General features: G+C 58.7%; 12 protein-coding genes and 3 pseudogenes. 10 read left to right on the top strand and 5 right to left on the bottom strand.

Going from position 1 to position 13,064, the window contains the following annotated elements; all coding sequences use genetic code 11:
* Positions 1–45: 45 nt before the first annotated feature.
* Positions 46–1,041, top strand: coding sequence for a LysR family transcriptional regulator (locus AC13QE_RS29715; protein WP_488486422.1), 996 nt, complete (start codon positions 46–48; stop codon positions 1,039–1,041).
* Positions 1,042–1,233: 192 nt separating this feature from the next.
* Here the strand turns inward: AC13QE_RS29715 and AC13QE_RS29710 are convergent, their stop codons facing one another.
* Positions 1,234–2,118 (bottom strand): LysR family transcriptional regulator, encoded by an 885-nt coding sequence (locus AC13QE_RS29710; RefSeq protein WP_488486421.1) that lies wholly within the window; start codon positions 2,116–2,118, stop codon positions 1,234–1,236.
* A gap of 106 nt (positions 2,119–2,224) precedes the next feature.
* Between AC13QE_RS29710 and AC13QE_RS29705 the strand changes: the two genes are divergently transcribed.
* From AC13QE_RS29705 to AC13QE_RS29685, 5 genes and pseudogenes are all read left to right on the top strand, one after another.
* Positions 2,225–3,094: an NmrA/HSCARG family protein gene (locus tag AC13QE_RS29705; protein ID WP_488486420.1), complete on the top strand. Its 870-nt coding sequence runs from the start codon at positions 2,225–2,227 to the stop codon at positions 3,092–3,094.
* Positions 3,095–3,148: 54 nt separating this feature from the next.
* The gene (locus AC13QE_RS29700; RefSeq protein WP_488486419.1) at positions 3,149–3,622 is read left to right on the top strand and encodes an AtaL-like protein; all 474 of its coding nucleotides are present in this window, start codon (positions 3,149–3,151) and stop codon (positions 3,620–3,622) included.
* 66 nt (positions 3,623–3,688) lie between these two features.
* Positions 3,689–4,357 (top strand): NAD(P)-dependent oxidoreductase, encoded by a 669-nt coding sequence (locus AC13QE_RS29695; RefSeq protein ID WP_488486418.1) that lies wholly within the window; start codon positions 3,689–3,691, stop codon positions 4,355–4,357.
* Between the two features lie 44 nt (positions 4,358–4,401).
* Positions 4,402–5,166: an alpha/beta fold hydrolase gene (locus AC13QE_RS29690; protein ID WP_488486417.1), complete on the top strand. Its 765-nt coding sequence runs from the start codon at positions 4,402–4,404 to the stop codon at positions 5,164–5,166.
* Between the two features lie 247 nt (positions 5,167–5,413).
* Positions 5,414–5,596: pseudogene (locus AC13QE_RS29685) on the top strand (PHP domain-containing protein); the annotation flags it as partial.
* Positions 5,597–6,385: 789 nt separating this feature from the next.
* Here AC13QE_RS29685 and AC13QE_RS29680 read toward each other — a convergent pair.
* A pseudogene (locus AC13QE_RS29680) lies at positions 6,386–6,560 on the bottom strand (nucleotidyl transferase AbiEii/AbiGii toxin family protein); the annotation flags it as partial.
* Positions 6,561–6,589: 29 nt separating this feature from the next.
* On the opposite strand from AC13QE_RS29680, the gene AC13QE_RS29675 reads away from it, so the two are divergent.
* Complete coding sequence (locus tag AC13QE_RS29675) at positions 6,590–6,916, top strand: helix-turn-helix domain-containing protein (protein ID WP_488486489.1); 327 nt, start codon at positions 6,590–6,592, stop codon at positions 6,914–6,916.
* Between the two features lie 455 nt (positions 6,917–7,371).
* On the opposite strand, the gene AC13QE_RS29670 is transcribed toward AC13QE_RS29675, so the two are convergent.
* Both AC13QE_RS29670 and AC13QE_RS29665 read right to left on the bottom strand, forming a co-directional pair.
* Complete coding sequence (locus AC13QE_RS29670) at positions 7,372–7,797, bottom strand: hypothetical protein (protein ID WP_488486416.1); 426 nt, start codon at positions 7,795–7,797, stop codon at positions 7,372–7,374.
* A gap of 73 nt (positions 7,798–7,870) precedes the next feature.
* Positions 7,871–8,872 carry an NADP-dependent oxidoreductase gene (locus AC13QE_RS29665; protein ID WP_488486488.1) on the bottom strand — a complete coding sequence of 334 codons (1,002 nt, stop codon included), beginning with the start codon at positions 8,870–8,872 and terminating at the stop codon, positions 7,871–7,873.
* A gap of 110 nt (positions 8,873–8,982) precedes the next feature.
* Here AC13QE_RS29665 and AC13QE_RS29660 point away from each other — a divergent pair, with 110 nt between their 5' ends.
* Positions 8,983–9,921, top strand: coding sequence for a LysR family transcriptional regulator (locus AC13QE_RS29660; RefSeq protein WP_488486415.1), 939 nt, complete (start codon positions 8,983–8,985; stop codon positions 9,919–9,921).
* 407 nt (positions 9,922–10,328) lie between these two features.
* Here the strand turns inward: AC13QE_RS29660 and AC13QE_RS29655 are convergent.
* Positions 10,329–10,661 (bottom strand): annotated as a pseudogene (locus tag AC13QE_RS29655) (helix-hairpin-helix domain-containing protein); the annotation flags it as partial.
* Between the two features lie 325 nt (positions 10,662–10,986).
* Between AC13QE_RS29655 and AC13QE_RS29650 the strand changes: the two are divergent.
* Positions 10,987–12,210, top strand: a complete 1,224-nt coding sequence (locus tag AC13QE_RS29650) for an MFS transporter (protein ID WP_488486414.1) — start codon at positions 10,987–10,989, stop codon at positions 12,208–12,210.
* Between the two features lie 32 nt (positions 12,211–12,242).
* Positions 12,243–13,013 carry an enoyl-CoA hydratase/isomerase family protein gene (locus AC13QE_RS29645; protein ID WP_488486413.1) on the top strand — a complete coding sequence of 257 codons (771 nt, stop codon included), beginning with the start codon at positions 12,243–12,245 and terminating at the stop codon, positions 13,011–13,013.
* Positions 13,014–13,064: the final 51 nt, after the last annotated feature.

The following is a 13,064-nucleotide window of genomic DNA, read 5'->3' as shown; positions in this document are numbered from 1 at the left end:
TGAAAGTCACATAGCCGCGAAAGGAGACTTGAAAAATCGGGCGTATTGCCAGATAAAAATGCACTGGATGCATCAATCGATCAAAAAGGTAAGCCAATTGAGGCGCAGGTGCCCACAATAGACTTAGATCAGGCACGTACCGACGAACACGTCGCGTTAATCGCGATTGCGAGAGAAGGCTCATTTGTTGCCGCGGCTGCTGCTCTCAAACGCGACGCGAGCGTTATCTCGAAGAGAATCAGTTCGCTCGAACAGCGACTGGGAGTACGTCTTATCGAGCGCTCGACCCGGAGGGTTCGACTGACGGAAGCAGGCAGACAGCTATCGGAGCGGCTGCAATCAGCAGCGAATACAATTGTTGAAGCGGAACAAGAAGCCGCCGCAGGAGGCCTTGAGCTGCGGGGGCGATTGCGCTTGGCTCTTCCCGCAACGATGGGCCGACACTGGCTTGCCCCAGCTTTGCCGGAATTCACCAAAATGTATCCCGGCCTCGAGTTGGAGGTGGACTATTCGGAACGTTACGTTGATCTGATCGGCGAAGGCTTCGACGTGGCCTTACGCATAGGAACTCTGGGAGACAGTCGGCTCATTGCGCGTAAACTAGGTAACCACAGGATCGTGCTTGGCGCGTCACCCGAATATCTGGACCGTCGCGGCCACCCGAGTTGTCCGGCGGATCTGAACACGCACAACCTTCTTCGTTACATGGGGCCGGTCTCAACACGTGAATGGCGTATGAAAAAAGGCGCATTGCACGAAACAGTGCTGCCCTCCGGAAACTATCGCTCAAACGACATCGACGCCCTTCTCGAGGCTGCGCGGCAAGGCGTTGGTATCATAGGATTTGGCGACTGGTCGATGCACCGCGACTTCTCGGCTGGGCGGCTAGTCCAGGTCTTGCCAGACTGGCACTTTCCCCAAGGTGAGGGAATATTTATCGTACGTCCTTCACGGGAATTCGCACCTGCTCGGACGGAGGCTTTCATTCTGTGGATGACGTCTCTGTATAAGGACGGGCTTCCGTGGCAGGCCAAGTTGTAGTCAATTAGAGGCCCCCGCCAACTTGCCTCAAAGACGAGTACAGCCAAGGCACGCAATAGCTTCGTCGACGATCCATTGAATTCGGTTTGAAATATTCCCGTTCCCCGTAACACTAGCGCGCCCTGCGCTCAACGCGAACTTCACCGCATCCCTGAGCCGGGAGAATTTTACGAGCGCGAGAGCGGAACCTGATCAACAGTAGGCTGCCAGTTCATCTGGCGTTCCATTGGGGAAGGTCTCCTTCAAAAAGTCCATGAACGCCGATACGCGGGCGCTCAGCAGCCGCCGCGACGGATAGAGCGCCCAGAGCGCGATGTCTGATCCTTCGACATCCCCCCAATGCTGCAAAGTTCCGCCTGCAAGATCGCGAGTGACGAGCGATATAGGTAAACGGGCAGCGCCGACGCCCGCGCGCACCGCATCGCGAACCATGATGAGCGACGACAGGGCAAGAATGGGCTCGATCCGGACAGCCGTCGGTCCGTCTGGCGCTATGACGTTCCAACTCTGCATGGTCGCAGGCCCGCGCACGACACCGGGCACCGGACGATCCGCTGCCGGTCTGGCCAGACCGGGACTTGCTACAACGACAAGGCGATCGCGCAAAAATGCCTTTCCGACCAGCGTTTCGTCAGGATCCGGATTGACTCGAATGACAAGATCGTACCCTTCCTCGATCATATCAACAGCGCGATCTTCGGTGGAGATCTCCAGCCGCACGTCGGGGTATTTCAGGGCAAAGGTTGCGGCAATTCTTCCCATCGCTGTCTGAGAAAGCAGAAGCGGAGCACTGATCCTGAGACGTCCGCGCGGCCTTTCTGCGCCGGATGCGATAGCGACAGCCGTCTCGTCAAGCTCTGTCAGCAGTGCGGCTGTCCGCTCGTGAAGCGCCCGCCCTTCGTCAGTCAGTTTAAGCTTGCGGCTGCCACGTTCGAACAGTCGGATTTGAAGCGCTGCCTCCAGTTCGGCGACACGCCGGGATAAGGTCGCCTTTGGACGGCCGGTGGCACGCGCCGCCCTTCCAAAACCTCCATGACGAGCAACGAGATTGAAATCTGCAAGCGCGACGAGATCCATGAATGTTCCATAGGTGAGACGATGCGTCTAAATTGATTGTCTATCGGATCGATAGTGAGCCAGCCATATTCCGGGTGTCAAGCAAATCCAACCCGGAGACAATATCATGACCATTCTCGTTACCGGCGCGACCGGCAATATCGGCAGCCAAGTCGTCCAGCATCTTGTAAACCGCGGCGCCGATGTGCGCGCACTTGTCCGCGATCCGTCGAAAGCCAATTTTCCAGCGGGCGTTTCCGTCGTGAAAGGTGATTTTCTCGACGTCGACTCGATCCGCAGCGCCTTCGATGGCGTTTCTACCCTTTTCCTACTCAACGCCGTCACTCCTGACGAATTCACCCAGGCCCTGATCGCACTCAATCTTGCCCGCGCATCGGGGATCGAGCGGATCGTCTATCTGTCGGTCATCCACGCGGATGTTTATATCAACGTACCGCATTTTGCCGGCAAGTTCGGGGTCGAGCGGATGATCGAGCAGATGGGCTTCAATGCAACGATCCTGCGCCCGGCCTACTTTATTCAGAATGATCTGATGATCAGGGACACCATCAAGGGCTATGGCGTCTACCCGATGCCGGTCGGCGACAAGGGACTTGCGATGATCGACACGCGCGACATCGCCGAGATCGCGGCCCTTGAGCTCTTGCGCCGAGAACAGGCGGCACAGCCGCTTGCGCCGAACCGCATCAACTTGGTCGGTCCCGACATCCTCGCTGGCATGGACATTGCGGCCATCTGGTCACAGGTGCTGGGCCGTCCGATCCAATATGTCGGTGGCGACACGCAGGCGTTCGAACAGAACCTCAAGCAGTTCATGCCACCATGGATGGCTTACGACATGCGCATGATGGGCGAGCGGTTCCTGACCGATGGGATGTTGCCTGATGACGGCGACGTTGAGCGGCTGACAGCCATGCTTGGCCGCTCGCTGCGTTCCTACCGTAACTTTGCCGCGGAAATCGCCGCCTCGGCCTAAGGCGGTCGCCAAGAGATCTCAAATCCAATCGCACCTAAAACAAGGACTATTGTCATGATCTATTCGACCGCAACTGTTCCGGTGAACTCGGCAGGCGAAACCAGACTCACACTGGAACAGGCCTGGAAAGGTCTCGAACTGAAGGCGCGTGATGCGCGCCTGTTTCTGCCGCAGGGACTTTGCACGCGCTGCGAGGTGGTGGAGGAGAGCGCCACCCATTTCGTGCGAGAAGCCGTCATCGCCGGCGCTGGTATTCGGGAAATCATCACCCTCGAGCCACACAAAAAAGTGACCTTCTTCCAGGCCACCGGGCCGCGCGAGGGCGCCATTATCAACGAGTTGTTCGCGGATGAAGCCGGTGAGCTCCAGCTTCGGTTCTATTGCTATCTCGGGTTGCGGGACAGGGAGCCCAACGGTCCCGAAGAGCAGGCGGAACAGACACAGTTCGATAGCGACAAGGGCTACAAATCAGCCTTGCTCTCGACGCTGAAGCGGACCCGAGAGCTGCTCGCCGAAGGGCGGCTCTGATCATCACCGGCAGTACCCCAACAAGGCGCCCTCTCGAAGGGTCGCCCCTCAAAAAGGATCAAAACCATGTATCCCTCAGTAACAGCACCCGATCTCGCCGCTCGCCCTAAACTCCTCATTCTCGGGGCAACCGGCGTAACTGGTCGCCACATCGTCAGCCAGGCCGTGCAAGGCGGCTACGATGTCACTGCGCTGGTGCGCTCACGCGAAAAGGCAGCCGGTTTGACCGGTGCCAGGCTCATGATCGGGGATGCCCGAGACGAGGCGACGCTGCGTCAGGCCCTGGAAGACCGTGACGCGGTCGTCAGCGCTCTCGGCACGCCCGCGAGCCCGTTTCGCGAAGTCACTTTTCTTTCGGACGCAACCGGCGCACTGATCAATGCCATGAAGGCAGAGAGGGTCTCTCGCCTTGTCGCCATCACCGGCATTGGTGCGGGCAACAGCGTCGGCCACGGTGGTTTCGTCTTCGACCGACTGATTTTCCCGCTGCTTTTGCGAAAGGTATACGCGGACAAAAACCGCCAGGAGACGATCATCAGGAGCAGCGAGCTCGACTGGACAATCGTCCGGCCCTCCATCCTCAACAACAAGCCCGGACGCAAAACAATCAGGGCGCTCACTGATCTGAGCCACTTTAACGGCGGCTCGATCGCGCGAGAGGACGTGGCACGCTTCATGCTCAATGAGGTCAACACGGAAGAATGGCTGCGCAAATCACCCTTGATTACGTGGTAGTCTTCGTTCAGCGATGATGTTCACCTCTGCTTCGGGATGGTTCTATGCGCAGCTTTCAAACTTCGATCCCCGACGCTTTCATGCGTTATCTCGAATTCGAAGGACAAGGCATACCTATGTTGATGATACATGGTCTCGGCTGCGCGTCGTACTTCGAATATCCTCATGTCGCGAGGTCCCCTGCTCTCAGTGGCCGTCACACAATCCTTCTTGATCTGCTGGGCTTCGGGTACAGCGACCGTCCCGAAGCATTCGGATATCGGGTTGAAGACCATGCGCTCGAAATTAGCAGGTTTGTTGAGGAATTGGACCTGGAGCAGGTCGATCTATATGGACACAGCATGGGCGGTTCCATCGCGATCGAAACGGCGGATCTTCTCGCAGACAAGGTTCGGCATCTGATCCTATCGGAAGCCAACCTCGACTGCGGAGGGGGAGAGTTCAGTCGACCAATCGCGGTTTCCACAGAGGTCGATTATATCGAAAGCGGACATCTTAGAATATGCGAAGGCGCAAAGGCGGCCGGTGACGCAGAATGGGCAGCAACGATGCGCTCAGCATCCGCTCGTGCCGTGCACCGAGGAGCAAAGTCACTGGTCGACGGCAGCAACCCGGACTGGCGCTCTCGCTTTCTGCATCATTCAGCGCGGAAAAACTTCGTATTCGGTGAGCGCAGTCTTCCGAATCCCGACGTGGAATTTCTTTCATCTAAAGGCATTGGTGTGATCGTTGTACCGAACGCTGGCAACTCAATGGCATTAGAAAACCCGGATGGCCTAGCAAGAGTGATTGCTGACGCCTTATCTTAGTGACTGCAAGTCATTTTGATTTTGAATGGTTTTGCGCGCCGGGGCATGACGAACCTGCGTGCCGAGCCGGAAACGACCGAGCGCGGTCTGGTAAAATCGACCGCCATACTGAGGCAGCGAAATTTTCGGTCGTCAAACGCGGTTTGCACCCCGCCGGTCTGGTGACATGGTAATCGCATGCGCCTCATGACACTCACGCTAAACGAGCGATATCCGGCTTGGCTGGATCACAAGGAAGAGACCCGGGCTGACGGACCTCATCACGCTCGGCAAGTCGCGTGGCGGCAAGAACAACTGGATTGTGCACTGGGATGATGTCGTTGCCGATGTCGACGGCATGACCGGAATCCTGGTGCTGGATTTGCCGGATGACTTCTGTGTGATTCAACTGCGCAAAATGGCTGGGGTGTTTTGTGATCGCGGCTATGTGCGACCGTCCTTGTTGGACGACTCACGGTGCCAAGCATGGCGTAACATGCGCGAGTCTGTCAGCTAGTCCCACATGTCCCGCCATTGATCGTCGGGATTCGCCTTACTCCACTGATACAGTCTACGCTGAACGCCGAGTACCCAAGCTGCGTCAGCTCGATGATCCATGTCCACAGATCACTCCTCCGTCATGCCGACCGATCGTCTTCCTGCCCCCCTTCGCCATGTGCCCGGCTTTCCCGGGCTCAGACTACTACGGAGGCTCCGCCCCTGAGCACGCCCGTCTCCGGTCGTCGCGGCTAGCCCGGTTCCTGCCGGGCAGACGGCTCAGGTTCCCGTGTTCCGATTTTCAACCTTCGTGCCTGTAGGTGGTGCGCTATACCCCTGGCGATTCGGAGAGTGGGTTGGAGGAGCCTGCCCACTCCGGGTGCGTATTTCTCGCCCCCTTCAGCAGAGAACATTGAGCCCCGCCATGTCTGATCGCTTTCTGTGTCGCCCCCGCCATCACGGTTGGGAGACTTCTCGGATATATAGAGAGGCTTCAGCCACGCACTTCGTTGTCTCACCATTAGCACTGCGGTAGCCGGGTCCGGTAGTGATGGTTCCCGTCCGGTACAGTTCAGACCGATCTGCTTATGACACCGGACCGGCGACACCCGGTCCAGCTTTTCGGTCCCCTTCCTCTCGTTGCTCCCACGAGCGGGACGGCATTGCAGCCGTCGGTCGAAAATCAGCAAAGCTGGGAGGTTCGACTATGTCATATTACCCTCCCGCGCCGTCACGGCGCACCGACATCCTCGGAGAACCGTCGGATGATCCGATAGGCTTTCGAAAGCGAAGTGCCACGATGAAGACGAGATATTCGTTGAGCGCCGAGCCGTACAGCGTCGCCAGCGCCCACACCACCCATGCGTCCTTCTCCAGGAGGTGCGCCGGTCGCCCGACGGGTCGGCGGCGACGCTCAAGGCTTCCCGGCGATCCGACCGACAGCCGCATTGCGCAAATCAGGCATGCTATCACGTATCTGCGCGCAAACTTCGCCCTCTCTGTCCGAATTGAAGAATTAGTCGAGATTGCCGGGATGAGCACGGCGACATTCCACCGCCTCTTCCGAGCCGCAACTGCGATGAGCCCACTGCAATACCAGAAGGCGCTCCGACTACAAGAGGCGCGGCGACGGTTGATCGTTGACGCCGATGCGGCCGGTGCGGCTTACGCCGTGGGATACGAAAGCGCGTCGCAATTCAGCCGCGAGTATACCCGCATGTTCGGCACGTCGCCCGGTCGCGATGCCGCTAGACTGCGAGCAAGCACAAGCTGAAGCAACGCTATCCGATAAAAAGGTGGGGCTGTTAAGAAAAGGCCGGGCAGCCAATTCCGCGAGGTTAGCACAGCGAGCCGCGACAGGCGATGACGTCCAATATCCCGCGGCAGCAAGCAGGCCTCGGCCTAAATGCAATAGAGCTCCGTATCGCCATGAGCAGAAGAAGGGTCACCGGAGCCGGCGATCCTTCTTCTGCTGGCACACTTCACTTGGCAGCGTCGCCGAATATATCCTGCGCCGCATAGACCGGTGATGGAGCTGGGCGGTTTTCGCGGCGGAACGATCGCGCGCAGCGGCGTTACCGACTTCGTCGTCGATCAGGTGGAGAGCGACGCATTGGCTCGCAAAACGCCGCTCACCACCAGGTAAAGATCTAGCTCCGATCCGGCACGACCCGCCGCATTGGGGTGCAGTGCGTGGGACTTGCACGTGCCAAAAAAACCTGGCCGCGCCTAGATCGTGCGTGCCACTATCGGATCATGCACGGACTTCAACCAATCACCCAACTTCGACAGGTCACCTTCCACGCGCATATCGCCGAAGTGTACGAAATGCTCGGCGGCAGAGGCGTACGTAGGATCGGCGGTAAGCAGCAGGTTCAACGACCTTGCTGCCGCTGTCGTGATCTCGATGGTGATGTCGCCCCGCTCATCGGGCTGGGCTCCTGCGCGGAACGAGGGGACGCCATCGACAATGTCGAAACGAAGTCCCTGTATCAGGCCATCGGAAAGTGCCGCTCCGTCGATGTATCGCTCCACCAGAGAGACACTCAGGCCGGGGGAAAGCCCGGCGCGCAAAGCGGCCTCGCACATCACGGTTCCCACCATCTCGAACCATGAAGTAGTTCCGTGACGCAGTTTCTTGCTCGCTGTCATCATTGTTACTCCCAACTGGGGTGGGCGCACGCTGAGCGAATGGCGCAGGCCCGACCGTGATCTGGCGCAGACCAGCTCACCCGACGGTGAGCACAATCTTTCCTTGGATATGCCCTTGGAGCGCACGCTCATGCGCCCTGCTGGCATCGGCCAGCGGATAGGTGCTGTCGATGACCACCCGGATCGTCCCGTCATTCAATAGGGGAGCGAATTCCAGAAGCTGCGCGCCGCTGGAGCGCACCTGCGTTGTAGAAACTGTAACGCCCAGCGACGTAGCCTCCTCAGCTCCCGCAAAGCCCAGGGGATAGACCGGGAAGAGCGCTCCGCCTCGCTTCAGTGTCCGCAGGAAGCGCGCGGTGGCAGCTCCACCGACGTTATCGAGAACGAGATCGAGGTCGCGTGCCACGTCTTCAGGGGCCGACTTTGTGTAGTCGATGAACTCATCGGCGCCGAGGTCGCGCAGTAGCCCCTCGTGCTTGCCTGATGCCACCGCGATGACCCGTGCGCCCTTCCACTTCGCGACTTGAACCGCGAAATGGCCTACGCCACCCGCGGCGCCATTGACGAGCACCGTCCTGCCTTCGAGCGGCACAAGCCGATGCCTGTCGGGCTGAAGGGGATTGGGTTCGTTGTGGCCGAGCTCGACCAGAAACTGCCAGGCCGTCAGCAGTGACATCGGCGCTCCTGCCGCATGTATATGGTCGATGCCGGCCGGCTTCAGCGCGAGTTCCGATGCCGAAACGCTGACATATTCCGCATAGGCCTTGCTGCCTGTGAGATCGCCTGGAAAGCGGACCATCGAGTAGACTTCGTCGCCGACACTGAAGCCTTCGACATTGTCGGCGACTGCCTCGACGACGCCCGAAATATCGGTGCCAAGGATGAGCGGGAACGAAACCTGCGGCCGCCACTCGGGCGGCAGCGACTTGTACCCGTCACGTAGATACCAGTCGGGGGGATTGATGCCGACAGCGCGGACGCGGACGAGCACTTCGCCTGCCTTCAGTTCGGGCTTGGGTGCATCCTCGTAGATCAGCACGTCGGGGTCGCCAAAAACGTGCTGGCGGATCGCCTTCATAATGTCACTCAATCTAACCTCCTAAAATTTGCTGGAATTATCGCTCGGTCAGAGATGTAGTTGGCTGCATCAAGGTTGATAATGAGCGCGAATGTTGCTTCACTAATGTCATGAAGGAACAAATTGCATTTGAACGACTGACTGGCCTGATCGCATTCGCGCGTGCTGGCTCCCTGGGGAGCTATACCGCCGCCGCGCGCTCTCTTTCGATCTCACCGTCAGCGGTCAGCAGGAGCGTTCAGCGCCTCGAGCGGCATCTCGGCGTTTCACTGTTCACGCGAACGACGCGTGCGCTGACGCTGACTGCGGAGGGTCGCGATCTACACGAACGCGCGCTCAAGTTGTTGCGCGACGCTGAGGATATCGAGCAGGCGGCAATGACGGCGCGTGCCGAACCTTTCGGCACCTTGCGGATTGCGGCGTCACTGCCGATCGGTGTTCACCTGATCGCACCTGCGTTACCAGCATTTCGCAAGCTCTACCCCGCGGTGACTGTCGATCTGCGACTGAATGATCAAATGGTCGACATCGTAGAACAGGGAATCGACGTCGCTATCCGTATTGGCGATCTTCCGGACTCGGGGCTCTTGTCACGCAAATTAGCGCCCCATCGGCTCTGCGCCTATGCGTCGCCAGCCTATCTGGCAACGCGAGGGACGCCGATGCACCCGGACGAGCTGGAGGGGCATGACACGGTCAGCCTGCGCTATCAAAGCACGGGTCAAGCGTTCCGATGGCCTTTTCGGATCGGTGGCCGTGAGGTCGAGATCGTGCCGCCGTCCGGCCTAATCGCCGACGTGAGCGATGCGGTTATGGCGATGCTCGCGGCTGGCGGCGGCATCGGGATCAGCGCGAGCTTCGTTGCGGCACCTTATGTCGAGCAAGGTGAACTGGTGCCGATCCTGGCGGAGTTTGCTGTCGACCGGAACAATATCACTGCGCTCTGGCCAGAAAGCCGCCGCACCAATCCGGCCGTGCGCGCTTTCCTCGCGCAGTTGCAGGAAATCGTTCAGGAGCGGATGACGGCGGCCGCCGACATGTTGACCTGAGCCCAGGCACTGGAGCCAGACGAACCGCCGATTTCTGCGCTAAAAGCCGCTTTGGGGACCGCCGCGCGACAGCGGCCGTAGCCCGCCTTCATGAGCAAACCCTCGTCGACCATGCGAGCAAGGTGGCAACGATGAACGCCGATATTGGTCAGATCCTTCGTCCGGACTTCCCCTCTTCCAGGGCAAGTGCAACGGCGCGTTTTCTAAGAGGCGGTTTCGAGCCGCCGGCCTGCCGATCTCTTCCGCGCGGTCACGGTCGCGCTTATCGGGGCGTAAGGGCTGACTTTGCCGATGGTCCGCGGCACTTCATGAACCGCGAGGTGAAGGGGTTCGTCGTGACGTGCCTCCCGTTACCCTGATGCGGCGGCGCTGATGAAGTCGAAGGGTGGCGCCATTGTCGCGACCGCTTCGCTGCGGCTGGTCGGCTCTGATACGGCGGTTGCGGCGAACAGCGGAAGCGGCTTATCGCGAAGCGCCTTGATCGCCCAGAGCGCGTCCCGCCATTCGAGCTTCAATGACGGCAGAAAAGCATCGGCCTGATCAAGCTGAACGAGCGCATCAGCGGGCACGCCGGACCGAAGCCGATATGATCGACGGAAGAGAATGTGTCGTTCGAGCGGGCTGCGACGATCCGGGCGGCATCGGCGACGGCCAGACCTTTTGACACTCCGGATCCCAAGCCGAACCGCATGCCCTTCGCTATTGCCAATCCGCTCCCGAGTGCAGTCCCAGCGCGACTGCTTGGTCATATGATGCGCGAGAACAGAGCTCGCTTCGGCAGCGCGATCGTCAGTCGCAGACATTTTCGTGGCTACACTTAAATTGAGATTCTGGGTCCACACAATCTCAAATGAGCCACCAGTCAAGAAAAAATCGGCCGCATTCTCACGTTTAAGGTGCACTGTTCATCAGCCCTTTGTTAAACGGCGATCCGGCGCGGCGAAGCGAGGGTTGCGTGCTACAATCCAGTATGATAATTCATTGTTAGCGCTAACGCTAGCGTTATCGGAGGAGACGAGTTGGCGGCACGCGGTGTTCCTCTCTGATCCTATTTGGAGGATACCTATGACAGTACAACAAACATCTTCATCGATGCCGCGCGTCCTTGCGGCCTCGTTGGTCGGGTCGGCTCTGGAGTGGTTCGATTATTTCCTCTACGGCACAGCCGCAGCCCTGGTATTCAACCACATAATGTTCCCGAAAACCGATCCGTTTGTCGCAACGCTCCTCGCTTATTCGACGCTAGCGCTTGGATTTTTGGTACGGCCAATCGGCGCGATCTACTTCGGTGCCCTTGGCGATCGTATCGGCCGCAAGAAAGTCCTGATTATTACTCTACTGTTGATGGGCGTATCGACGACCCTTATCGGCTGCGTGCCGTCCTATGAATCCATCGGTGTCTGGGCGCCAATCTCGCTGGTCGTTCTCAGACTGATCCAAGGCTTTGGAGCAGGCGCGGAGTTCGGCGGGGCTGTGATCATTACGGTCGAGAATTCGGCCAAACGGCGTGGTCTATTCGGCGCGTTCCCTGGAATTGGCGTTTATCTTGGCCTGCTTATGGGTGCAGGCGTGTTCTCGTTGCTTGCGATGCTTCCGCATGAAAGCTTCATGTCCTGGGGCTGGCGTCTTCCGTTTCTGTCCAGCATCCTCCTGATCGGCAGTGAGCTAGTGTACCAGACGTTCGCAATTGGATACATTGCGACCGCACTGGCGATGGCTCCCTCGGTTGGTACGACCGGCGTTGCAGTCGCGGCAGCGGTTGCCGTATTTACGACACCGTTGTTTGGGGCGATCTCGGATGTTGTCGGGCGGCGCCTGGTCTATCTTTTCGGCGCACTCTTTTCTGCGGCGTTCGCCTTCCCGTTCTTCCCGCTGGTAAAATCCGGGTCAGAGCTTAACGTCATTCTAGCAATGAGCCTCGGCACCGGCGTCGGGATTACTAGCATGCTCGGCGTTCAGGGAGCCTTTTTCTCCGAGATATTTTCGGCAAAGATCGGCTTCAGCGGCCTCGCGTTGGGACGCGAAATCAGCGCGTCGCTTGCCGGTGGCTTTGCTCCTATGGCACCGGTGGCTCTCAGTGGGCATTTCAATAACGAGACCTGGCCGGTCGCATTGCTTGCAGTGGCACTCAGCCTCACCGCAGTGGTCGCCGTCGCTCTCGCTCCGGAAACTCAACATCGCAACATATCCGAAGACGTCTCCGACGGCTGGTCCGGGCGAAATTCCACCACCGATGATGTTCGGCGGCCGGCGGCAACACCGGGCGCGCTGACCTCGCCCCATCATTGACGACAGATCAACTCACACCAAGGATTGCCAAAATGACAGATGATATTCTGTTTTCGATTGAGAACTATGTCGCCACAATCACGCTCAACAGGCCAGCCAAGCTCAACGCAGTTACGCCGGAGATGTCAGCCGCTCTGATCGAAATCACGGAGCAATGCAACAAGAATGACAAGGTGCGATGCATCATCGTGACAGGCGCTGGTAAGCGCGCGTTTTGCGCTGGATCCGACATCCGAGAACTGGATAGCTACGACACACCGTGGAACTTCAGAAACCGCCCAGATTATTGCGACGCGATCCGCAAGGTTTTGAAGCCGACGATCGCAGCTGTGAACGGATATGCTTTTGGCGGCGGACTCGAGACAGCAATGAGCTGTGATATTCGTATCGCTTCAAACACTGCCAGCTTTGCATCTCCGGAGATCAAACTCGGCTGGATCGGCGGCGGCGGCATGGCAGTTTTCCTTGCCAACTCCATCGGCCCGTCCAATGCAGCAAAGATGATCATGACCGGCGACCCGATCCCAGCGACCAAAGCACTTGAATGGAATTTGGTTAGCGAAATCCATGACCCTGCCGATCTTCTTCCCGCTGCACGCCAACTCGCCGAAACAATCGCAAGCCGCGCTCCGATCGCTGCAGAAACTGCGAAGCTCAACCTGCGTGCCGCCTATTCGATGCCTATCGAAAAGGCCATCGAATACGAACGAGACCTGCAGACCGTCTGCTTTGCGACCAATGACGCTGAAGAGGGTCGGAGGGCGTTCAAAGAGAAGCGCCCGCCGGTATTCACTCGTAAATAAGGGTGGAGAGCTGCACAGAGACCAAAAGAAAAAGGCGCGGTTATTTCCGCG

It is taken from the genome of Martinezella sp. CNPSo 3957 (genome assembly GCF_057784395.1).
Note: the sequence above shows the minus strand (reverse complement) of the source record. Positions and strands in the feature narration are given on the sequence as shown.

What these genes read in the sequence shown, in the direction of transcription:
- AC13QE_RS29710 (WP_488486421.1), bottom strand. Translation starts at nt 2,118, where the DNA reads ATGGATCTCGTCGCGCTTGCAGATTTCAATCTCGTTGCTCGTCATGGA.
- AC13QE_RS29705 (WP_488486420.1), top strand. Translation starts at nt 2,225, where the DNA reads ATGACCATTCTCGTTACCGGCGCGACCGGCAATATCGGCAGCCAAGTC.
- AC13QE_RS29700 (WP_488486419.1), top strand. Translation starts at nt 3,149, where the DNA reads ATGATCTATTCGACCGCAACTGTTCCGGTGAACTCGGCAGGCGAAACC.
- AC13QE_RS29695 (WP_488486418.1), top strand. Translation starts at nt 3,689, where the DNA reads ATGTATCCCTCAGTAACAGCACCCGATCTCGCCGCTCGCCCTAAACTC.
- AC13QE_RS29690 (WP_488486417.1), top strand. Translation starts at nt 4,402, where the DNA reads ATGCGCAGCTTTCAAACTTCGATCCCCGACGCTTTCATGCGTTATCTC.
- AC13QE_RS29670 (WP_488486416.1), bottom strand. Translation starts at nt 7,797, where the DNA reads ATGATGACAGCGAGCAAGAAACTGCGTCACGGAACTACTTCATGGTTC.
- AC13QE_RS29665 (WP_488486488.1), bottom strand. Translation starts at nt 8,872, where the DNA reads ATGAAGGCGATCCGCCAGCACGTTTTTGGCGACCCCGACGTGCTGATC.
- AC13QE_RS29660 (WP_488486415.1), top strand. Translation starts at nt 8,983, where the DNA reads ATGAAGGAACAAATTGCATTTGAACGACTGACTGGCCTGATCGCATTC.
- AC13QE_RS29650 (WP_488486414.1), top strand. Translation starts at nt 10,987, where the DNA reads ATGACAGTACAACAAACATCTTCATCGATGCCGCGCGTCCTTGCGGCC.
- AC13QE_RS29645 (WP_488486413.1), top strand. Translation starts at nt 12,243, where the DNA reads ATGACAGATGATATTCTGTTTTCGATTGAGAACTATGTCGCCACAATC.